This window comes from Deltaproteobacteria bacterium GWC2_55_46 (genome assembly GCA_001595385.3).
Lineage (GTDB): Bacteria > Desulfobacterota > GWC2-55-46 > GWC2-55-46 > GWC2-55-46 > UBA5799.
On record LVEI03000001.1, the window covers coordinates 1,303,065 to 1,325,408 of the forward strand.

The window sequence follows — 22,344 nt, forward strand, 5'->3', positions numbered from 1 at the left end:
AGTCCAGGGCTGGTTTTCCAGGAGACACATCGAACCGTCCGGTATTTTTCTCAGGTTTTAACAGGTTGCTGAAAAACACAGATTTTATTCAGGCTGCTCTAAAAACCATATGCGAGGCGATTCTCGCCGTTTGATGAATGAGGCGTACTTGGAGTGTACGCCGCAGTGACGAGCTTCTGAAGCCAACGACGCAGATGGACTTATTTCATGCCTGTTAAAGGCCTACTCGCCCTTGAGGTCACGGTTCATAAGCTCCAATACCGCCTCCCTCGGTTGCTTGCCTTCGTAGAGGATAGAGAATACAGCCTCTGTGATGGGCATTTCAACGCCATGCCGGCCTGCCAGCTCTCTTGCGCCCCGGCAGGTCTTCACCCCCTCGGCAACCGACTTCATCCCCCCGATGATCTCTGCCAGCGTCATGCCCTTGCCAAGCGAGACCCCGACCGAGTAGTTACGGCTCAAGGGGCCGGTGCAGGTGAGCACAAGGTCCCCGAGCCCGGAGAGGCCCGCGAAGGTAGCAGGCATGGCGCCCATCCGGCTGCCCAGCCTCGCCATCTCTGCCAGACCCCTCGTTATAAGCGCGGCCCTGGCGTTGTGGCCAAGCCCAAGGCCGTCAGATATGCCAGAGGCTATGGCGATCACGTTCTTGAGCGCCCCTCCAAGCTCTACCCCTGTTACGTCGCTATTGGTATAGACCCTGAAATAACTCGTGGAGAATTCATTTTGCACCTTGATGGCCGGCTCGGCCGAAGATGACGCGGCGCATACCGCTGCCGGGAGCATCGCGCTCACTTCGCTTGCGAAGGACGGTCCTGAGATGACGGAGATGGAGACGTCCAGGCCTGCGCAGACCTCTGAGAGCACCCCGCTCGGGGTCAGCATGCTCCCTTCCTCTATCCCTTTTGTGGCGCTGACGACCTGAGAGCCTTCACTGATAAATTTTTTAGCTGCGCTGAAAACATCCCTAACCCCGTGAGAGGGTATGACGCTCACAATGAAACGCGAATCGGCGAGGGCCTCCTCAAGGCTTCCAAGGGGCATTAGATTATCCGGCAGCCTCACCCCGGGCAGGTAAGTCTCGTTTACGCGGCGGGAGGATATCGACTCGCAGACCTCCGCCGACCTCGCCCAGAGCCTGACGTTTTTGCCCTTACGGGCGAGCAGCAACGCGAGTGTCGTGCCCCAGCTGCCAGCGCCGAGTACGGTCAGATCCTCCATCAGCCCCTTCCCCTTTTTCCGGTCTTCTTCTTCAACGCTGATATCCTCTCATCCAGCCCCGGAAGCTCTTTTTTACCTTTAAGGGCGTAGAGCACCCGAAGAGCCTCCGCGTAAGAACCCTCGTCCTCGTAGATGGCGGCCTTAGCCATCGCGGCCTCTTCCGCCGCCTGGCTCTCCGGGAACCTCCCTATTATCTCGTCATACCTGCGGAGGGCCTCACTGTACATGCCCTCTATATGATAGGTCTCGGCTATGTGCATACGGATGCGCGGGCTCAAACCCGGGTTCGCGACGATATTATTTAGCTCCACCAGCTCGGCCCTGGCCTGCCTCAGGTCCCCCATCCGCATGTATTCCATGGCTATAAGGTACTGGAACCTCTGCCTCGACGCCGGGACCGATTCGTAGAGCCTCTGGTATTCTTCTATGGAAGAGCGATGCTCGCCCTTTCCGGAGTAGAGCTCAGCGAGGGCCTCTCTCCCCTCGACCGTTTCAGCCGAATCGGGGTACATGAAAAAGAGGGCTGAATAGGCGGCTATGGCCTTTTCGTCGTCTTTGAGGTCTTTATCGTAGATCGAGGCGGCCTTGAGCTGGCTTTTGGGGGCAAGCTCGCTTTCGGGGTATCTCGTGACCACATAGGAGTACCGCTCAATGGCCTCCCTGTGCCTGCCGAGGCGCTGGAAAGACCCGGCCTCATCGAAATCGTCCATGGCCTGGTCTATAGAGCAGCCATGGAGAAGGCTTAAGAAGACGCCGAGCAAGAGCGCCCTTACAAGGCTTTTCCGCGCCTCTCTTTTTATGCCGGGAAGGGCGGGTCTATAAGGGGACAGGGCTCACTCCTCTTCAGCTTCCCCATCGTCCTCTTTTTCGGCTATCGGGGCTATTCCGGTTATGTGCTCGTCCTTTTCTATGTCCATGAGCTTAACGCCCTGCGTGTTCCTGCCTATCACATGGACGTCCTTCATGGCTATCCTTATGATCTTGCCAGCGCTCGTGGATATCATCAGCTCGTCGGTATCGACGACCTTGACTATCCCGGCCACAGGCCCGTTCTTGTCGGTTATCTTGATGTTTATGAGGCCGCTGCCGCCCCTGCCCTGCCCCCTGTACTCGGCGAACTCGGTCCTCTTGCCGAAGCCGTGCTCGGTGACGGTCAGTACCGTCGCGTTCTCCTCGATCATCTCCATGGAGACTACCCTGTCGCCTTCGTCGAGCTTGATGCCCTTAACACCCCTGGCCTGGCGCCCCATCTCCCTGACCTCGTCCTCGTGGAACCTTATGGCCTGCCCCATGCGCGTGCCGAGAAAGAGGTCCGTCTTGCCGTCGGTGAGGCGGGCCGATATGAGGCTGTCGCCCTCGTCGAGGCTTACGGCTATGAGGCCGCCGGAGCGGATATGCGAGAAGCTCATGAGGTCGGACTTCTTTATCACACCATGGGCCGTGCACATGGTGATGAAGCTCCCCTCCTTGAACGCGCGCACAGGGAGGAAAGCCGTTATCTTCTCATCCGCTATATTGAGGATATTCACTATGGCCTTGCCCTTTGCCGCCCTTCCGGCCTGCGGCAGGTCGTAGACCTTGAGCGAGTAGGCCTTGCCCTTGTCGGTGAAGAAGAGTATATAGCTGTGGGTGGAGGCGATGAAGAGGTTGGATACGAAGTCCTCCTCCTTGGTGGTCATGCCCATCTTCCCCTTGCCGCCTCTACGCTGGATCTTGAAGAGGCTCGTAGGGTTCCTCTTTATATAGCCGCCGCTGGTGATGGTGACGACCATGTCCTCTTCGGCTATGATGTCCTCGAGCGTTATCTCCCCGGCCTCGTCGACTATCTGGGTCCTCCTGGCGTCGCCGAACCTCTCCTTTATCTCCTTTAGCTCGTCTACGACCACCCCCATGAGGAGCTTTTCGCTCGCGAGTATCTCTTCGAGCGATTTGATGAGCTTCAGCACTTCCTTGTACTCAGCTATTATCTTGTCCCTTTCGAGGGCGGTGAGCCTCTGGAGCCTCATCTCGAGGATCGCCTGGGCCTGTATCTCCGAGAGGTCGAAGCTCTTTACGAGCCCTGCCTTGGCTTCCTGAGGGCCCTTGGAGGCGCGTATCAACTTTATTACAGCGTCCAGGCTGTCGATGGCGATCTTCAAGCCTTCCAAGATATGTGCCCGCTCGCGGGCCTTCCTGAGATCAAAGGCGGTCCTCCTGGCTACGACCTCTTTCCTGAACCTCACGAACTCCTTCAGGAGCTGCGCCAGTGGCAGTACCCTTGGCTGGCCGTTTACGATAGCGAGGTTTATGATGCCGAAGGAGGTCTTCATCTGGGTATGGAGGTAGAGGTTATTCAAGATTACCTCTGCTATCTCGTCCCTCTTTAGCTCCACGACCACCCTCATGCCCTCGCGGTCGGACTCGTCCCTTACGTCAGAGATGCCCTCCACCTTCTTCTCGCGCACAAGCCCGGCTATGCTCTCTATGAGCTTGGCCTTGTTGACCATGTAGGGTATCTCTGTTATGACGATAGACTGCCGCCCTGTCCTGGGGTTCTTCTCGATGGAGGCCTTTGCGCGTAGCTGCAGTACCCCCCTGCCGGTCTCATAGGCGTCCCTTATGCCCTTGCGCCCGTTTATGAAGCCGCCGGTCGGAAAATCCGGGCCAGGCACCAGATTAAGCAGGTCCTTGGCCGAGGCGTCCGGCTTGTTTATTATATAGATGAGCGCGTCTATTATTTCCGAGAGGTTATGGGGGGGCATGTTGGTCGCCATGCCCACGGCTATGCCTGATGAGCCGTTCACAAGGAGGCTGGGGAAGGCTGCGGGCAGGACGACCGGCTCTTTCATGGACTCGTCGTAGTTCGGCTGGAAGTCGACGGTCTCCCTCCCTATGTCTTTCAGGAGCTCGCTCGCCAGCTTCGCCATCCTGACTTCCGTGTACCTCATGGCCGCCGGAGGGTCGCCGTCTATCGAGCCGAAGTTGCCCTGTCCGTCGATGAGCGGATACCTCAAGGAGAAGTCCTGGACCATCCTTGTTATGGCGTCATAGACCGCCATGTCGCCGTGGGGATGGTACTTACCTATGACGTCTCCGACCACGCGGGCAGACTTCTTATGGGGCTTGTTCCACTCTACCCCCATCTCGTGCATGGCGAAGAGTATCCTCCTGTGCACCGGCTTGAGGCCGTCCCTCACGTCCGGCAACGCCCTGCCGACGATTACCGACATGGCGTAGTCCAGGTAGGACTTTTTCATCTCATCTTCTATATAGACCGGTATCTGTTCCTGTGCCATTTCCCCTCGCTTGAAAAGCGGTAATTTTTAATAAAAACATCCGGTTAGGCCGGCCCCGCCCCGGAAAACCGCCCGGTTACCTTCAGGGTGCGCCCCCGGATGCAGACAGCGAAAAAGCGTGTATACTTGTTGGGTGCGATTATTACAATATTTTATCATATCGAAGGTCTCGCGAGCGTGTCAAGGAGTTTAAAAGAGAGCCTTAGGCTTGCCGGCCAGGGTACCCAGCCCCTTTTCAGGACAATTTTTGATGACAACCCCGATCTTTTTTGCTAATCTTTTGTTTTTTGATAGAGGCCTGCTGCGGTCATTTGAAGGGCCGATCCTAAAGACCTAATCCACTATCGATATATAGATATATACCCGGAGGACAGTTTATATGGCCAAAAAGTGTGTCTACTTCTTCGGCGGCGGCAAGGCCGAAGGCAGGGGGGATATGAAGGACCTCCTTGGAGGCAAGGGCGCGGGGCTTGCCGAGATGACGAACATCGGGCTCCCGGTGCCTGCCGGCTTCACCATCACTACCGAGGTCTGCGACTTTTATTATAAGAGCGGCGAGAAGTACCCCCAGGGCTTCCATATAGAGCTGGAAAAGAACCTCAGGAGGCTCGAGAAGCTCGCCGGCAAAAAGCTCGGCGACCCCACAGACCCTCTTCTCGTCTCGGTCCGCTCCGGCGCGGCAAGGTCGATGCCGGGCATGATGGAGACGATACTCAACCTGGGGCTCAACGACGCCTCCGTCGAGGGGCTCGCCAGAAAGACAAGCAACAGGAGGTTCGCCCTCGACGCATACAGGCGCTTCATAACCATGTACGGCTCGACCGCCATGGGCGTGCCGCGCCACAGGTTCGATGACGAGTTCGACGACATAAAGGAGAGAAAGACCAGGCTCCGCCTCCATATACCGAGGTCGCGCAAGGTAACAGATACCGACGTAACAGAGCACGAGCTCGAAGAGCTGATACCGAGGTTCAAGAAGGTATACCAGGAGCATACGAAAAAGCCCTTCCCGCAGGACCCCGTTGAGCAGCTCCAGGGCGCCATCAACGCCGTCATAGGCTCATGGATGGCCGAGAAGGCGGTGACATACAGGAGGGTCGAGAAGATCACAGGCCTCCTCGGGACTGCCGTCAATATCGTCCAGATGGTCTTCGGCAACATGGGCGACGACTCTGGCACAGGGGTCTGCTTCACAAGGGACCCGAATACCGGGGAGGACCTCTTTTACGGCGACCTGCTGATGAACGCGCAGGGAGAGGACGTCGTGGCGGGCATCAGGACCCCCATCCACTTAAATGACCTCCAGCGCCTCCTGCCCGGGGTATATAAAGAGCTCCTCAATGTCCGCAAGAAGCTTGAGAGGCACTACAAGGACATGCAGGACATAGAGTTCACCATAGAAGAAGGCAAGCTCTATATCCTTCAGACAAGGAACGGGAAGCGCTCCCCCATGGCCGCCTTCAGCATAGCCGTGGACATGGTCAAAGAGAAGCTCATAACGAAGAAGGACGCTATCTTAAGGATATCGGACAGGGACATAGAAGGGCTTTTCTACCCCGTAATAGACCCCAAGATACCGATCGAGACGCTCCAGCAGAACCTTTTCGCCACAGGCATAGCCGCTGTCCCCGGGGCCGCGACCGGCTCTATCGTATTTACAGCCAAGGACGCCGAGAACTGGACTGAACAGGGCAAGACCGTAATACTGGTGCGCAAGGAAACGAGCCCCGAGGACGTCGGCGGCATGCACGCCGCCAAGGGCATACTCACCGCCACCGGCGGCAAGACCTCCCACGCCTCGGTCGTTGCCAGGGGCTGGGGCAAGTGCTGCATAGTCGGCTGCGAGGACCTCAATATCGATTACTCCTCCAAGACCGTGACGGTCGGGAAGACCACCTTGAAAGAGGGCGACTCCATCACCCTCAACGGCTCTACTGGAGAGGTCTTCAAGGCCTCGCTCAATCTCATAAAGCCAGCATTCCCGGAGGCCTACCATATGCTCATGAGGTGGGCCGACGAGGCAAGAAAGCTCAAGGTCCGCACAAACGTCGACACCCCCTATGACGCGGAGAACGCTATAAGGCTGGGGGCTGAGGGCATAGGCCTTTGCAGGACCGAGCACATGTTCTTCGATACCGAAGAGCGCCGGATCGCCATACAGAGGATGATCATATCCGAAGACCAGAAGACCAGGAAAAAGTCGCTCTACGACCTCCTGCCCTTCCAGAGAAAGGACTTCGCGGGCATCTTCAGGGCGATGGACGGCAAGCCCGTGACCGTAAGGCTCATAGACCCGCCTCTCCATGAGTTCGTCCCCCATACCGAGAGCGAGCAGAAGCAGCTGGCGCACAAGCTCGGCCTACCCTTCCACCAGGTAAAGAGGAGGATCGAGAGGCTGCACGAGTCGAACCCCATGCTCGGGCACAGGGGCTCAAGACTCCTTATCACCTACCGTGAGATACTCGACATGCAGGTGCGCGCGATAATGGAAGCGGCCTGCGACTGCCAGAGGAAGGGGATAAAGGTATCCCCCGAGATAATGCTTCCCCTTATAATCGACGCCAAGGAGCTTCAGATACTGGCGGACAGGGCGAAGGTAATCGCCTCGGACGTCATGAAAGAGCAGAAGACCACGGTCAAATACCTCATCGGCACGATGATAGAGGTGCCGAGGGCCGCGCTCCTCGCCGACCAGATAGCGCAGGTAGCGGATTTCTTCTCCTTCGGCACAAACGACCTCACGCAGATGACGCTGGGCATGTCGAGGGACGACGCCGGGAGGTTCCTCCCCGACTACATCGACGAGAAGAAGACCGGGATATTAAAGAACGACCCGTTCCAGTCGCTCGACCAGGCCGGGGTCGGCTTCCTCATGAGGCTCGCCATAGCCAAGGGCAGGGCCAAAAAAGAAGATCTCAAGGTGGGCATATGCGGCGAACACGGCGGAGACCCTTCCTCCGTCGAGTTCTGCCATCTCAATTACTTCGATTACGTATCCTGCTCGCCCTTCAGGGTGCCGATCGCCAGGCTGGCGGCGGCCCAGGCCCAGATAAGGTCCCCCAGGGCGGCCGGCCAGAGGAAAATAGTCCTTAAGCTCAACGGGAAATAAAAACCCCGGACAAACAGATCAAAAAGCCCCCCGGAAGAATTCCGGGGGGCTTTTTTTACGTCATCAGGCGCCGTAAAGTATCTGGACGTGCAAGACCTCATTGGTCTCAGGGTTGCCGATGATGAGCACGCGTTTATCAGAGGAAGCAAGCGGCGTGATATCCTCGATGTTCCTGAGAACGTCCCAGCCGGTGTCGCCGGCGAAATGGGACTCGCAGTTCAACGCCGACCTGAAGCATACGCTTATCGTGCTATCGGCGCTCGTCTTGAAAGGCACATCCGCCTGCTGCGGCCCTAAAAGCCCCGGCACCTCTGTCCTGACGACAAACTCGTTATCGATCACGTTTATATCGGAAAGGGTGCCTATATAATAAACACCCTCACCGTTGCCCAGCATGCCTGACTCATAACGCGCTTCTCCCCCAAGGCTCGGGAACGCCTGTGAGGGGATCATGCTCGTCTGCGGGGCCGGCTTCATGGGTTGCATCATGCTGCCGCCCCCCTTGCCGTAATCCCGGGCCGACGCGCCGGTTACGAGCAGCGCCACAAGCAGTATCGGCACGAACCCCATTATTTTGAGGATCCTCATAAAAACACCTCCTTTACTGTTTGGAACTTCCCTTATATGAAACTGCAATAGGCATGCCCGGAAAGCAGGGCTCCTTCCAGTCGTTTTTGCTTTGAAAAAAAGGGCAGTCCCGCCTTGGGGGCTATCCTTAAACCTATTTCGTTATAACAGAAGAGTGTTCCTGCATCAAAAAAAGGCCCCTCAAGCCCCTCGGAAACCCGTAAAAAGGGCATCGTCCAATTTGTGTAGGAATTTTTCCTGACCCCCCATATATTGTGTCTGCCGATTTAAATTAACACTTTGTATTGTATTTTTTCCTTTACAAAGGGCGGCAACTCTGTTAGATTGCCGCCTACAAACCTCTGGTGGAAAGATGAAGATAAAAAAGCTCTCTATTCACGGCTTCAAGTCCTTTGTCGACAAGGTCACCCTCAATTTTCCTGCCGGCACCTCAGGCATAATCGGCCCCAACGGCTGTGGAAAAAGTAATATAGTCGACTCCATCCGGTGGGTCCTCGGCGAGCAAAACGCCAGGCACCTGCGCGGCAAGCATATGGAGGATATCATCTTCACCGGCTCCGATGGGCGCAAGCCCCTTGGCATGGCCGAGGTCGTCCTGACCTTCTCAAACGAGCACGGCCTCGCGCCGGCAAGCTTCGCCAACTTCTCCGAGATAGAGATATCCCGCCGCCTCTACAGGTCCGGCGAGAGCGAATACTACATAAACAAGGTCCAATCGAGGCTCCGCGACATAGTCGACCTCTTCACGGACACCGGCATCGGCACCAGGGCCTACTCCATAATCGAGCAGGGGCAGGTCGGCTGGCTGATCTCCGCCAAGCCTGAGGAGAGGAGGACGGTCTTCGAGGAGGCCGCCGGCATAAACAAGTTCAAACACAAGAAAGAGACGGCCCTCAGGAGGCTTGAGTCCACCAGGGATAACCTTACAAGGGTAAGCGACATCATAAGCGAGGTGAAAAGGCAGCTCAACTCGCTTAACAGGCAGGCGAAGAAGGCCGAACGGTACAAGGTCTTGAGGGACGAGCTTAAATCCCTGGAACTGCTCTTGTCGTCTCTCGAATACACCAGGATGAAGCAGGAGCTATCAACGCTGGCCAAGAGGATCGAGGCGGTAAAAGACGAAGAGATATCCCTTAGCACCATGGCTACCGCAAAGGAAGAGCTCTCGGAAGAGCTAAAGGTCGAGTACCTCGGGGTCGAGGGGGAGTACAAGGCTGTAAGGGAAAGGATATTCGAGCTCGAACGCCGCATACAGGACGAGGAGCGCAAAAGCGCCCTCGCCAACATGCGCATAGATGAGCTTAAAAGGACGGAAGAGCGGCTTCTGGCGGAAATAGACGAGCTCACAAAGACAAGGGAGGCGGCCTCAGCAGGTCTGGAAGGGCTCGTCTCCTCGCTTTCAGCGCTGGGCTCCGAGATAGAGGCATCTTCCGCGCTCCTGAGCGAAAACTCCGCGGCCCTGGACGCTATTTCAAGGGACTTGAGAGGCAAAGAGGAGGCGCAAAGCGGCCTCAAGGCCGACTCCCTCAAGATATCCACAAGGTTCTCCGACATAAGGCACTCTATACAGAACTGCCTGCGCGAAGAAGACGATTCCAGGGGGTGTGAGGCGCGCGCGAGGACAGAGCTGGAGAATATCTCCGCCGCACTCGCCTCAAAAGAAGAGCCTATACAGGCGCTCCAAGAGCGCATCACTGGCGCCCAGGAGCAAAAAGAGGCGCTCGACGCCGAACTGGGCTTTGTAAGGGAGAGACTTGCCTCCCTCGACGCCGAGCGTGGCGCGAAGAACGACGAGCTGCTCGTCGCGAGAAAAGAGTACGCCAGGGCCTCTGCCATGCTCGCCACCCTCGAGGAGATGGAGAGGAACTTCGAGAGCATAAAGGGCGGCGCCAAGGCCATAATGCAGCGCTCGGAGAAGGCCGGGGTATACGGCCTCATAGCCGACTGCATGGAGACCAACCCGGGATACGAAAAAGCGGTCGAGGCTGTCCTTGCCGACAAGCTCCAGTATGTCCTTGTCGAAAGCTCAAAGGAAGGCATCGAGGCGATAGAGTACCTTAAGGCCAAGGGCGCCGGCAGGGGGAGCTTTGTACCGGTCAACGACGCGCGGCCTGTGGCGAGCCCCGTCCTGGCGGATTCCGGCGCGTTCCAGGGCTCAAGGCCGCTTTCGAGCGAGATAAAGATAAAAGAAGGCTATGAGCCGATAGTAAGCTGCCTCCTTGGGGACGTATTCCTGGCGGATAATATCGAGGCCGCCTTCACGGCCTGGAAAGACAGCGGCGGCTTCCGCACCTTCGTAACGCCTGACGGCGAGACAATAGACGCCCAGGGCGTTATCACAGGCGGGTCGGCCCTCTCCGACAGCGGCATCCTCCAGAGAAGGGGCGAGATAAAAAAGGTCCGCTCTGAGGCCTCACGCCTTGAAGGCTCTATCGCCTCCATGGAAGGCGGGCTTAAAACCGTCGAGGAGACGATACAGTCGACAAAGGCGCATCTCGACAGCCTCCGGGAAAAGCTCCACAGAGCCGAGATAGAGAAGGTCAACCTCTCAAGCGAGCTTAAGCGCGGGGAGGACGATCTCGAAAGGCTCCGCAGAAACCGCGAGACCTTCACAGCCGAATGCGCCCAGGCTGCCGCCAGGCTCGCCGGGATAGCTGACAAGAAAGCGGCCCTGTCGGTTGAAAGGGAGGGCCTTGAGAAGGCCCTGGCCGAGAAGGAAGAGGCCATAGCCCTGCTCTCTAACGAGATATCCGCCCTCGCGGGAAGAAAAGATGAGCTATCGAATATCGTTACCGAGGTAAGGGTAAAACTGGCGAGTTCGCGTGAGCGCCTTGAGGCCCTTAAAAGAGAGATAGCCGAAAAGGAGCGCTCCGTCGAGGAGACCGGGCGGAAGATAGAAACCCGCGGGGCCGATATCGAAAAGGGGCGCGCCGAGATAGCTGAGAAGGAGAGCGGCCTCGCAGAATTAAAGGACGCGCTAAACGGCCTCCTTTCAGGGATAGACGGCATAAGGAAAGAAGAGACTCAAAAGGCCGAGACACTTGAATCGATAAACAGCCAGATAAAGGCCGCTGAGCACGAGCTGAAGGAGCTCAAGGGCAGGTACTCCGAGCTTCAGGAATTGAAGGGCGATCTCACTATAGAGACAAAAGAGATGGAGCTTGCCATCTCAAACCTGAACGACAGGCTGACAGAGAAGTACTCAACGTCCGTGGAGGAGTACGCCCCGGCCGAAGGTGAGGCAGCCCCTCAGATAGAGGCGCTCGAGGAGCAAAGGACCGATCTTCGGGAGAAGATAACGTCGCTCGGCGATGTAAGCCTTTCCGCCCTCGAGGAATACAACGAGCTTGAGACAAGGCACCAGTTCCTCCTTGACCAGCAAGCCGACCTGACGAAGTCGGTGGAGAGCCTCCACACGGCCATACAGAGGATAAACAGGACCACCAGGGAGAAGTTCCGGTCCACGTTCGACGAGATAAACGCCAAGTTCCAGGAGACCTTCCCGAGGTTCTTTAACGGCGGCAGGGCTGAGCTGAGACTTACGGAGGAAGGGGACATCCTCGAAGCCGGCGTAGAGATCGCGGCGCAGCCCCCCGGGAAGCGCCTTCAGAACATAACGCTACTTTCAGGCGGCGAGAAGGCGCTCACGGCCACCGCCCTCATCTTCGCCATCTTCCTCATAAAGCCGAGCCCGTTCTGCATCCTCGATGAGGTCGACGCGCCGCTCGACGACGCCAACATCGACAGGTTCAACCTGTTCGTGAAGGACATGTCGAAGATAAGCCAGTTCCTCCTCATAACGCATAACAAAAAGACGATGGAGATGGCAGACACCCTCTACGGGATAACCATGCAGGAGCCAGGTGTCTCCAAGGTCTTGTCACTCAGGCTCTAAGGGGCCGCCTCAAAAACAAATGCCGTTTAAAGACATTTTAAAAGACCTTTCGATGAGCGCCGGGGCTGCCGGCGCCATCATAATAGACCATGACGGCGAGGTGGTGGCCTCATGGGCATCCTCGCCGGAGGTCAATATCGACCTCATAGGCATCCACCACGAGATAATACTCGATATAGCAAGGGATGCCGCCGCCAGCCTCGACCTCTCCGGCGTTAAGCGCCTGGCGATAACGACCGACAAGGCAAGGCTTGCCATATCGACCATCAAGGAAGGCTACTGCCTTGTGATATGCCTCGGAAGGGAAAGGCCGATCGGGAAGGCGCTCTACGAATCAGAAAAGGCGATAGAGCGCATAGAAGAAGAGATGGGCTAAACAGGCTGCTAAAAAACAAAGTTTCGTTCAGGCTGCTCTAAAAACCATATGCGAGGCGATTCTCGCCGTTTGACGAATGAGGCGTACTTCTTTGGTACGCCGTAGTAGCCGGCTTCTGAAGCCAACGAAGCAGATGGACTTATTTCATGCCCTGCGTCAGGGAGCAAAGACGAACTTCAAACCCGCCATATAGTAACTGAAGCCGGAGGCGCTCCCCACCGCGTAGTCGCCCCCTTCTGCGCTAAGCTCGATTGTAGACCTGCCTGTCCTGTAGCCAATGACCCCGGCGCCGCCACCGAAGAAGTCCTCTGTCGAAGCACCGTTCCTGTCGAACGACTGCCACCCGTAATAAGGCTCGAGATAGGCGTAAAAGCCCGCATGCTCGTAAGAAAGGGTAAGAAGCAGCTGGTGAGCGATGAAGTTCTCCGGGTCGAAGTACCCGCCGCCGCTTTGCCTGTCGAAATCGAGGTATCTGAACCTGTACCCGATATCCACCCTCGGGCTGCCGGGCTTGAGCGTATACCTGGGGGTGACGCTTAAGTCGCTGGCGGAGTTATCATCTGAATATCGCCTGTAGTTGTAGCTTCCATAAAGGCTCGTCCTTCCAGAGGCCCTGGAGGCCGAAAGCGAATAGTCCGACACCCGTATCCCGTTCTCCACGATCTGGGCCGTGTCCGTAAGAAGGTCCCTTGACACGCCAGCCGAAGCCGTCCAGCCGCGGAGGTTCGTCTCAGCGCCAAGGAGGCCCGTAAAGAAGCCGCCGTTCCCCTTGAAGGCCGCGCCTGCCCCGGCGCGCGCCTTTATATCGTCGCCAAGCCTGCCAGCCAGATAAAAAGAGAAGCTCTCAGCGTTTTTGTCCCTCGTCCTGTCCTCAGCGTCGGTGTGCCTGTACCTGAGCTCGGCCTTGAGGTCAGATAGCAAAAATCCGTAGGCGAGCGCGAAGCGCCTTACCTGGTTGAAGTCGGAATCGTTGTAATAGGCAGATGAAAGGTCGAAGGTGGGCCTTGTCGCCCTTGAGAGCGCGTCGTGAAGCTCCTTCATCTCCCTTTCCTGGTACGGATATGCCGTTTTAAGCAGGGCCTTGCTATCGGAGGCCGCCTTAAAGCGCCTGCTCTCGATGAGTGCATAGGCAAGCCCCATCCTGGCGTCAAAGTCCTCGCCCCTTGAAAGGACCGAGTTGTAAAGGGGTATAGCCTCGCCCGACCTTCCCTGCCACCTGAGTATGTTGGCCTTGACTACGAGAGATTCGGCCTCTTCAGGGCGCTCCGCGAGGACGTATTCTATCTCTACGGCCGCCTCTTTAAGCCTGCCCGACCAGGAAAGGGCCCTCGCGAGGTTTTTCCTCGCCTCTATATTTGACGGCTCTTCGGCCTTTATTTTTTTGAACTCCTCTATCGCGCCGTCCAACCGCCCGCCCCACGACATGGAAAGCGCCATCCGCGCCCTCTCGGATAAAGTGAAGGCGCCCCTGTCTGCCGACAAGGCCTTGGAGTACTCTTCCGCCGCTGCCCTGTAATCTTCTTTTGCCGCCAGGAGGTCCCCTGCCTTCTTATGCTCAAGGGCAGATGCCTCTTCCGAAAAAGCAGGATGTGGGACAAAGACCAACAGAGATAAAAAGAACAGGAGTACCGTAAAAACGCGCATCTTCAAGGCCTTTCTATTCTTGAAAAAACATATTTGAAGCTCCCCGCTGTTAATACTCGCGGGCATCTTCTAACCGGATGGAAGATATTCCCTAAAGGCCGCCACGAGATGGACGCGTACCCCCGTCGAGCCTGGCGGGAGGGGGGCTGAAGCCTTCCTTCCTCACGTACTCCCACTTCCTGTCCCTCTTGAAAAAGAAACTCAGTACCGCCTGCGTCCTCCAGAACGCCAGGAGCTGCCTGTATCCGAAGTTCTCGAGCACGCCGTAAAAAAGGAGCATGAGCATGTCCCTGAACCTTTTGTACCTTTTGTAGGAGAATTCCTCGAGGAGAACCGCTGCCATGGAGAAGAATATCCCGATAAGGATGGCCATTACAAGGAAAAGGAAGAAAAAATACTTGTCCACAAGGCCAAGAAGGAATGACGCCGTCACCACAAAATAGCCGGTTATCTCTATGACAGGCCCAAGTAGCTCTATAAAAAGCTGGTATGGGAGCGCGAAGAAGCCTATCCTGCCGTAGCGGGGCTTGAAGAGCATCGACCGGTAGATATAGATCGATTCCGCGAGCCCGAGGTGCCACCTCCGCCTCTGCCGCTTGAGCATCTTAAGGTCCCTGGGCGCTTCGGTCCAGCATATGGGGTCTGGCACGAAGTTGATGCGGTATTTTATCCTGTTATCCCTAAGGTACTTGTGAAGGCGCACCACAAGCTCCATGTCCTCTGTGACCGTGTTGCGCATGAAGCCGCCCACGGCCTGCACGGTCTTCTTATGGAACATGGAGAAGGTGCCTGAGATGATAAGGAGCGAGTTAAGCTTGCTGAGGCCCGCCCTCCCGAAAAGGAAGCTCCGGATGTACTCCACTATCTGTAGCTTTGAGAGGGTATCGGGCGGAAGCTTGACGTTCTGGAGCCTGCCTTCCGATATCTCAGAGCCGTTGGCGATCCTCACTATGCCGCCCGTGGCCTTCACCAGGTTGGGCTCCTCAATGATAGGGCGCATGAGCCTCGTTATCGCGCTCTCCTCCAGTATCGAGTCAGCATCGACGGAGCAGAAGTAAGGGGCCCTGGAGACGTTTATCCCTACGTTCAAGGAGTCGGCCTTGCCGCCGTGGACCTTGTCGACCACTATGAGCTTCGGCACTTCCGCGTTTAGATAAAAACCAACCACCCTGCTCGTGCGTATCGACTCGCGGTATATGACGTTCACCCTGGTGAGGCCGAATCCGTCGATGAGCCTCTGGATTGTCGAGTCCCTGGACCCGTCGTTCACGACGATGACCTCGTGGTCCGGGTAGTCGAGGCCCAGAAGCGACCTCACCGACTCCACGATGTTCGCTTCCTCGTTAAAGGCGGCCATGATTATACTGACCGGCGGGGCGACCGATGGGTGTATGGTCTGCTGGTATCTTCCGTATTCGAGCCTTGAGAGGTGGACTACGATCACGCCGGAGGCGAGCACAAGCAAAAGCAGGTATATCCCGTTCGCGGCAAAATAATACGCGAGCACGAAATGGTTAAACCATGATATGAGGAGGTAAATAATTTCCACAGAGATAACAAGGCAGCCATTCTTCACTTAAGATGGCTTTGGCTGGGGTTTACGCCCCTGGACCTCCTTTATTAGTGCGTAGACTCCCGCTATATCCTCTTTCGCCGCTTCATGCCCCATGGTTGAAAGAGAGGCCAGGATACCCTCAAGCCTGTCCTGGGTCAGGGAAGAGAGGATGCGGGCCATTTCCAGAAGAAGGTCTCTACCGATATACTTATCGGCTGTTTTCCCGTTTTCCTTTAGTATTAAGTCGTTACCTTCGAGGAAGGACTTGAGTTTAGTGTAAAAGCCGGCCCTGCTTAACTGATCGAGCGCCTGGTCTCTCGCGTAGCGGTCCGATGAATCTATTAAGACGTTCAGAAGCTCTATAAAACCAGCGCCCCCTGCCAGGGCCATCGCCTCGGAGGCCGCTGCCCTGACCTGCCAGCTCTTGTCGGTAAGCGCGGCCTTTAAGGGCTGTATGGCGCTTTCAGCGCCGATCAAGCCAAGCGCCCTGGCGCTATGCAGGCGCACGACCCAGTCCGGGTCTTTGAGGGCCGCCAGCAGGAGCGGGATAGCCTCCCTGACCTTGAGTTTGCCGAGCCCCTTCGCGGCCTTGGCCCTAACCTCATGCTCAGGGTCGCCGAGCATGCGGGAGAACTCGGCACTCGTAGAGCTGTCGCCTATCTCGCCGAGGATATCAAGCGCTGTAGCGCGCACCATCCAGTCCTGGGACTTAAGCTCGCCCATAAGGTCGCGGAGCACGGCTGTGCCGAAGGAGATGATGGCCGACTTGACGACCCGGACAGAGACGTCCTCGCCGTCCTTGTCTTTCAATGTCTGCTTGAGAGCGTTCATCAGGTGTGGGATGGCGCTCTCATCCCCTATGACGCCAAGGGAGTTTATCGCCATGAGCCTTACATCCTTCCTGTCGCTGCCGAGCGCCTCTATAAGGTACGGGACGGCGGCGGCATATCTGATCCTGCCGAGCCTTTCAGCGGCCAGCGCGCTATCCCACCTGCTCCCCTTCTTAAGCTTCCTTAAATAATGGCGCGTATATCCGAGGGAGTCGAGGAGCCTTGCCGCCTCAACACGTCCGTCCACGGACTCAACGCATTGCAAGAGGCATTCCTCCACAGCCGTCCACCCGGGGGAACCAGGCCTGTGCCTGTAGCTTTCCTCGCCCTCTATCTTCCTGCCGGCCTTCAACGCCTCCAGGAGCGGCAAGGAGCCCTGCCTCGCCATGTCGAGGCGACTGTACTTGCGCCCTGTATAGAACCTCCGGCAGATCACGGCTACGAAGGTAGCTATAATAAGAAAAGTAACCGTCCAGATAATGAGCTTGACCAACAGAAAGACCACGGCAACAATCCCCTCCCAACGGCGATTATATCAATTTTCCTTTTTAAATCAATCGCTTGTTGGTTTACTTTATAAACGTTTCAATTATTAATGGACTGACCGTGCGGCTAAAAAGAGTTTAAGCGGCGTACATTTAACAGATTGGCCTTTTTCAGCAGTCTGTTAAATAAAAAGGGGGCTTCAAATAAGCCCCCTTTTCAACGCCATCTGTTTTTGTCCTTCAGTTCAGCCAGTCTTCGAGCCAGGCCTTCCTGTCCGAGTCCGACCACTTCTTCCAGTCGCCCCTGAGCCTGGCCTTGCGCAGAGCGTCCCTCGCCTCGTCTTTACTGACGTCCTTGACGATTATGAGGATGTTCCCCGGCCTTATAAGGTCCGGGTGCTTGAGCCGGCTCATGTTATACCTGTATAAAAGGGGCCACATCATCGGGTTCCCGTAGGCCTCTTTTTTCGCTATCCTCCAGAGGGTGTCTCCCCTTTTCACGATATAGAAGCCGAGCACATCGTCTACCCGCATGAGCCTTATCACGTCCTCGGCCTTTATCTCCCCTCTCTTGAGCTTCATGGCTATGCTGGCCCTCAAGTTCGCGAACTGGGCCTGAAGGCTCGCTACCCCTGCAGAGTCGACCCCCGATTGCCGGAGGGCCTCGGTCTCTTTACTTAGCCTCGCTATCTCGGATTCAAGCTCTCTTCTCGCCTGAGCCTCTTTGGCGAGCCGTTCCTTTGTCTCTGAAAGCTCCCTTTCAAGCTCATTTACCGCCGCGGCCCTCGCGCCATCAGAGGTCTCTACATCCCTCAGGCGGGCCTCCAGCGCATGCCTTGAACCTATCTCCTCTTTGAGCCTCGCCTCAAGTCCGTCCCTGGCTATCTTAAGCTCCTTAACTGACGCGTCATTTGCGCCAACAGCCGCGGCCGCCTCTTTGAAACGCGCCTCAAGGGCCGCTCTGGCAACCGACTCCTGCGCAAGTTTTTTATCTGACGCCTGGGCCGCGAGCGTAAGCTCCTTGATGGTCGACTCTCCAGCGGCCTTTACCTGCTCGGCCTCCATGAGCCGTGCCTCTATCGTCTGCCTTGCCCGGGCTTCCTGATCGAGCCTTGATTCCATCTCGGCCCTGGCGGACTTAAGCTCTTCAATAGCCCCTGGGTCAGCCACAACGCCGCCCCTGAGCTTTTCCTCAAGCTCGGTCTTCCTGGAGTTAAGCTCTTCTACAGCCGCGGCCGCCTCTTTGAAGCGCGCCTCAAGGGCCGTTCTGGCAACCGACTCCTGCGCAAGTTTTTTATCTGACGCCTGGGCCGCGAGCTTAAGCTCCTTGATGGTCGACTCTCCAGCGGCCTTTGCCTGCTCGGCCTCCCTGAGCCGTGCCTCTATCGTCTGCCTTGTCCGGGCTTCCTGATCGAGCCTCGATTCCATCTCGGCCCTTGCAACCCTCATCTCTTCGATTTCAACCGGGGCCCTGGTATCTACAGCGACAGAGCGGCCGATCCTCAACTCTTCCTCGAGCTCGGTCTTCCTGGAGTTAAGCTCTTCTGCAGCCGCGGCCGCCTCTTTGAAACGCGCCTCAAGGGCCGTTCTGGCAACCGACTCCTGCGCAAGTTTTTTATCTGACGCCTGCGCCGCGAGCGTAAGCTCCTTTATCGCCGCCTCGCCCGCTACCTTTGCCTGCTCGGCCTCCCTGAGCCGTGCCTCTATCGTCTGCCTTGTCCGGGCCTCCTGATCGAGCCTTGATTCCATCTTGGCCCTGGCGGACTTCAACTCTTCGATGGCCCTGGGGTCGGCCACCACGCCGCCCCTGAGCTTTTCCTCAAGCTCGGCATTTCTGGCGTTAAGCTCCTGCACCATGAAGCGGGCCGCGTCGGCCTGAGCGAGAGCCTCTTCCGCCTGCCTGATGCGCGTTTCAAGCTCGGAATTCCTCTTGTTGAGCGTCTCGATCAAGGGCGCCTGCTCCTGGCTCCTTGCAAGAAGTACCTCTGCCTCCCCTTTGAGCTTCGAGGCTATCTCGGTATGTTTGCCCATCAAGGAGACGGCCTGCGTCCTCGCTGCTTCTGACTGGACGAGGGCGAGCTCGGCCTTCTTTATCTTCATCTCCAGCTCGGCGTTGCGCTCGATGAGCTTCTGGGCGACGAAATTCGCCGCCTTGCCCTGAAGGTTCACAAGGCCGGCCTCCTTGAGCTTCTGCTCGAGGTCGGTATTCTTCGCTATAAGCTCTTTAGCCATTTCGCTTGCGGCCTCGGCCATGGCAAGGGCTATCTGGGTCTCCTTTAACCTGCCGGCAAGCTCATCGTTCTCAGACTTAATCCTCTCGGAACGCTCTGTCAAGGCCAGTAGCTCCGCCCTTGAGCTATCCTCTGAGCTCTTCCTCGCCTCTTCCGCAGCAACGAGCTTTGCCTCGAGGCTGGCCGCCTTCCAAGAGAGCTCCTGAGCGTCCTTCTCCTTCCGGGCGATATCAACACTTACAAGCCTTGATTCCTCAAGCTCCTTTTTAAGCCCGGCCTCTACCTTCCTTAAGGCTTCGATCTCATTATTAAGCGCGGCGACAGCCTGACCTTTTTCCGAGGCGTCCCTTGCGGACAGTTCTTTCTCTCCGTTGAGCCTTGCTACCTCTTTTTCAAGGGAGGATACAGACTCAAGGCCGGCCCTGGAGGAAACCTCCGACCTCGTTGCGGCTTCCTCGGAAGAGGCGAGCTTCGCCTCAAGAGCAGCCACCTTTTCAGAAAGCTCTTTCTCCTTTTCCTTCCGGGCCAGGGCATCGTTGGCCGCAAGTGTTGCGATCTCGGCCTTCAGAGCCGCCTCGGCCTTTTTAGTCCGCTCGACCTCATCTTTCAAAAGGGCGACCGCGCTGGCCTTCTCGGCGTCGCTCTTCCTTATGAGGTCAGCTTCGCCATTGAGCCTGGCCATCTCCATCTCAAGGGCCGAGGAGGACCTTCTGCTCTCCTCCAGAGAGGCCCTGGCCTCATCCCTTGACCTTTCAAGTTCGGCGATTATAAGGTTCGACGACTCGACCCCTTTTTTAGCGGTCTCCGCCTCCTGCTTCGCGGCCAGAGCCTCTTTCCTTGCCCTCTCCAGCTCTTCGGCCGCCACCGCGGCCTGGGGCCCGGCAACCGTAACCTTCTTTGAGCTCTCTATGGAGGCAGCCGCGGCTACGAGCGACTCTTCGGCCTCCTTGAGCCTCGCTTCCATCTCGCCCCTGCTCTTGCTCTCCTGCAAGAGCCTCTGCTCCGCCTCTTGTCTCGCGGACTCATGCTCCCTCAAAGAGGCCTCCATGGCAAGCCTTACCGTCTCAAGCTCTTTGAACCTCGATTCCAGCGCCTTGCTGCCGGCTGTAGCCTCTTCTGCCGTCTTCTTCGCGAGCTCTGCCTCATGCAAAGCGGCCTGAGCCTTCCGGGACTCCTCTTCCCTGAGTTTCGCCTCTGCCTCGAACCTCTGCCTCGAATCCTCAAAAAGGGCGAGCTTTGAATCGAGTTCGCCTTTAAGTCCGGCTACGGTCTTCCGGGACTCTGTCAGTTCCTGCCTGAGCTGTGCTATCGTCCTGGCATGGTCAGCGGAGTCCTTCTGGAGAAGGTCCCTCTCGCCCCTGAGCCTGGAAAGGTCCTGCTCAAGTGAAGCAAGTGTGGCACGGCTTTCTTCAAGGTTCTTCCCGGCCTCATCCCTTGACTTTTCAAGCTCGGCAACCTTGATGGCGGCAGCTTCGGCCCCTTTACTCGCGGCTTCGGCGGCCTTCCTGGCGCTCTCAAGCTCTTCCGGGCTTACCTCAGAAGGGGCGAGAGCGGCTTCCTTGACGCTTTCAGTCGAGGCCTTTGCAACGATCAAGGCCTCTTCGGCCTCATTGAGCCTGCTCTCTAAAGAGTTCTTCTCCTCTATCGCCTGCGCGAGCTTGAGCCCCGAGGCCTTCAACGCCGACTCGTACTCCTTGAGCGACGCCTCCCTGCTCTGGCCGGCCTTCTCAAGTTCCCTCAGCCTGGTCTCCAGCCCGATGGCCCTCGCTCCGGATTCCTGGGCCCTGGCGGTAGCAAGCTCTGCCTGGCTCAGGGCCTCGGCAGCCTTTTTGCCTTCCTCCTCGAGCCTGGCCTTCATCTCGGCGGCAGCCTTGATACCGGCATCCTGAGCCGCGGCAAGTTTTGTGGCAAGCTCGGTTTTCAAGGCGGCCTCAGACTGCCTTGATGCGTTAAGCTCTTCCCTGAGCGCCAGTATGAGTTGGGCCTTTTGATCTGAATCAATTTTAAGCTGATTTTTTTCGGTATTCAGGTTCGCGGCTTGCAGCTCAAGGGCAGACAATGCATTGAGGCTTTCTTCGAGCTTCTTTCTCGCCTCGTCCCTTGAGCTGTCGAGAAGGGCCACGGCACTTACTGCCTCATCGGCCTTCAACTGAGCTGCCTCAGCCGCCTTCACAGCGGCCGCAAGCCCCTCCGGACTCGCAGCAGGAGCGCTTACGGGTGCCTCTTGGACTACCTCGGAAGAGGCCTTCGCGGTTATGAAGGCCTCTTCAGCATCCTTGAGCCTTGCCTCAAGGATGGTGCTGCCCTCCTTTTCCCTGGCAAGCTTGAGCTCAAGCTCCTTCCTGGCGGCCTCGTGCCCCTTTACACGCTCCTCCATCTCACGGCTTGAGATCTCGATTTCCTTTAGCTTTTTTTCGAGCCTTTCCGATTTTGCCGCCGCCTCCTGGGCGTTTGCCCTGGCAAGCTCTGCCTGCGTCCAGGCGGATTCAGCCTTCTTCCTGGCCTCCTCCTCTATCTTAAGCTTCATCTCGGCCTCGAACCTGGCCTTTGCCTCTTCAACGGAATTGAGCTTGGCCTCGAGCCCTGCGATCTCGTCTTTGACCTTGGACTCTACCTCGGCCCTTATCTTTTCACGCTCCTTATCAAGGTCGACGCTTCCAATAAGGCTCTCCTTTTCCCTCTCAAGGATCCTCCTCTGCCGCTCCTCGAGCGCGAGCGCCCTCTCGACCTTCTTCTTCTCAGTCTGCTCAGCCTTGACCTTGATCTCCAGCTCCTTCAAGGAATCAGCGTCCTGAGCAACCTTGCCCTTGAGGGCGTTTATATCGGCCTCGAGCTTGCGCTCAGTGGAGGTCCTCTCCTCAAGCCTGCCTTCAAGCCTGTTCTTCTCCTTGTCACCAGAGACCCAGGAGATGGCAAGGGAAAAGGCGAGGAAAAGTCCAAGGACAACGCCTACCATGGCAGGCTCCGGTGCGATATGTTCAGTGTATTATCAAGCATATTGGGAATTTTTTTTAATAATGAAAAGCGGGTACTTGCAAACGGGATTATAACCCGGCAGCACCCGGCAATTCAAGATTTCGTTCTTAAAAAATTTGAATGACCGACGGATAGGACATTTTATCCCGATAGCATTATTCA

11 protein-coding genes are annotated in these 22,344 nt (G+C 57.0%); 3 read left to right on the top strand and 8 right to left on the bottom strand.

Going from position 1 to position 22,344, the window contains the following annotated elements; translation table 11 throughout:
- Positions 1 to 222: 222 nt before the first annotated feature.
- The 3 genes from A2V21_306160 to A2V21_306170 form a co-directional block, all read right to left on the bottom strand.
- A complete protein-coding gene (locus A2V21_306160) occupies positions 223 to 1,221 on the bottom strand; it encodes a glycerol-3-phosphate dehydrogenase (GenBank protein OIJ73885.1) in 999 nt (332 codons plus the stop codon).
- Entirely contained in the window at positions 1,218 to 1,979 is a 762-nt protein-coding gene (locus A2V21_306165) for a hypothetical protein (GenBank protein OIJ73886.1), read from the bottom strand. The genes A2V21_306160 and A2V21_306165 overlap by 4 nt, the downstream gene beginning before the upstream one ends.
- Before the next feature lie 72 nt (positions 1,980 to 2,051).
- The gene (locus tag A2V21_306170) at positions 2,052 to 4,493 is read right to left on the bottom strand and encodes a DNA gyrase subunit A (protein ID OIJ73887.1); all 2,442 of its coding nucleotides are present in this window, start codon (positions 4,491 to 4,493) and stop codon (positions 2,052 to 2,054) included.
- A 379-nt stretch (positions 4,494 to 4,872) separates the two neighbouring features.
- Between A2V21_306170 and A2V21_306175 the strand changes: the two genes are divergently transcribed.
- Positions 4,873 to 7,602, top strand: coding sequence for a pyruvate, phosphate dikinase (locus tag A2V21_306175; GenBank protein ID OIJ73888.1), 2,730 nt, complete (start codon positions 4,873 to 4,875; stop codon positions 7,600 to 7,602).
- A gap of 63 nt (positions 7,603 to 7,665) precedes the next feature.
- Here A2V21_306175 and A2V21_306180 read toward each other — a convergent pair whose 3' ends face one another.
- Complete coding sequence (locus A2V21_306180; protein ID OIJ73889.1) at positions 7,666 to 8,190, bottom strand: hypothetical protein; 525 nt, start codon at positions 8,188 to 8,190, stop codon at positions 7,666 to 7,668.
- Between the two features lie 352 nt (positions 8,191 to 8,542).
- Here A2V21_306180 and A2V21_306185 point away from each other — a divergent pair, with 352 nt between their 5' ends.
- Complete coding sequence (locus A2V21_306185) at positions 8,543 to 12,085, top strand: chromosome segregation protein SMC (protein OIJ73890.1); 3,543 nt, start codon at positions 8,543 to 8,545, stop codon at positions 12,083 to 12,085.
- Positions 12,086 to 12,104: 19 nt separating this feature from the next.
- The gene (locus tag A2V21_306190; GenBank protein ID OIJ73891.1) at positions 12,105 to 12,461 is read left to right on the top strand and encodes a hypothetical protein; all 357 of its coding nucleotides are present in this window, start codon (positions 12,105 to 12,107) and stop codon (positions 12,459 to 12,461) included.
- A gap of 156 nt (positions 12,462 to 12,617) precedes the next feature.
- On the opposite strand, the gene A2V21_306195 is transcribed toward A2V21_306190, so the two are convergent.
- The 4 genes from A2V21_306195 to A2V21_306210 all read right to left on the bottom strand — a co-directional run bounded on the left by A2V21_306195 (position 12,618) and on the right by A2V21_306210 (position 22,162).
- Complete coding sequence (locus A2V21_306195) at positions 12,618 to 14,105, bottom strand: hypothetical protein (protein ID OIJ73892.1); 1,488 nt, start codon at positions 14,103 to 14,105, stop codon at positions 12,618 to 12,620.
- A gap of 91 nt (positions 14,106 to 14,196) precedes the next feature.
- Entirely contained in the window at positions 14,197 to 15,660 is a 1,464-nt protein-coding gene (locus A2V21_306200; GenBank protein OIJ75077.1) for a hypothetical protein, read from the bottom strand.
- A 21-nt stretch (positions 15,661 to 15,681) separates the two neighbouring features.
- Positions 15,682 to 16,983 (bottom strand): hypothetical protein, encoded by a 1,302-nt coding sequence (locus A2V21_306205; protein ID OIJ73893.1) that lies wholly within the window; start codon positions 16,981 to 16,983, stop codon positions 15,682 to 15,684.
- Positions 16,984 to 17,215: 232 nt separating this feature from the next.
- Positions 17,216 to 22,162: a hypothetical protein gene (locus A2V21_306210; protein ID OIJ73894.1), complete on the bottom strand. Its 4,947-nt coding sequence runs from the start codon at positions 22,160 to 22,162 to the stop codon at positions 17,216 to 17,218.
- Positions 22,163 to 22,344: the final 182 nt, after the last annotated feature.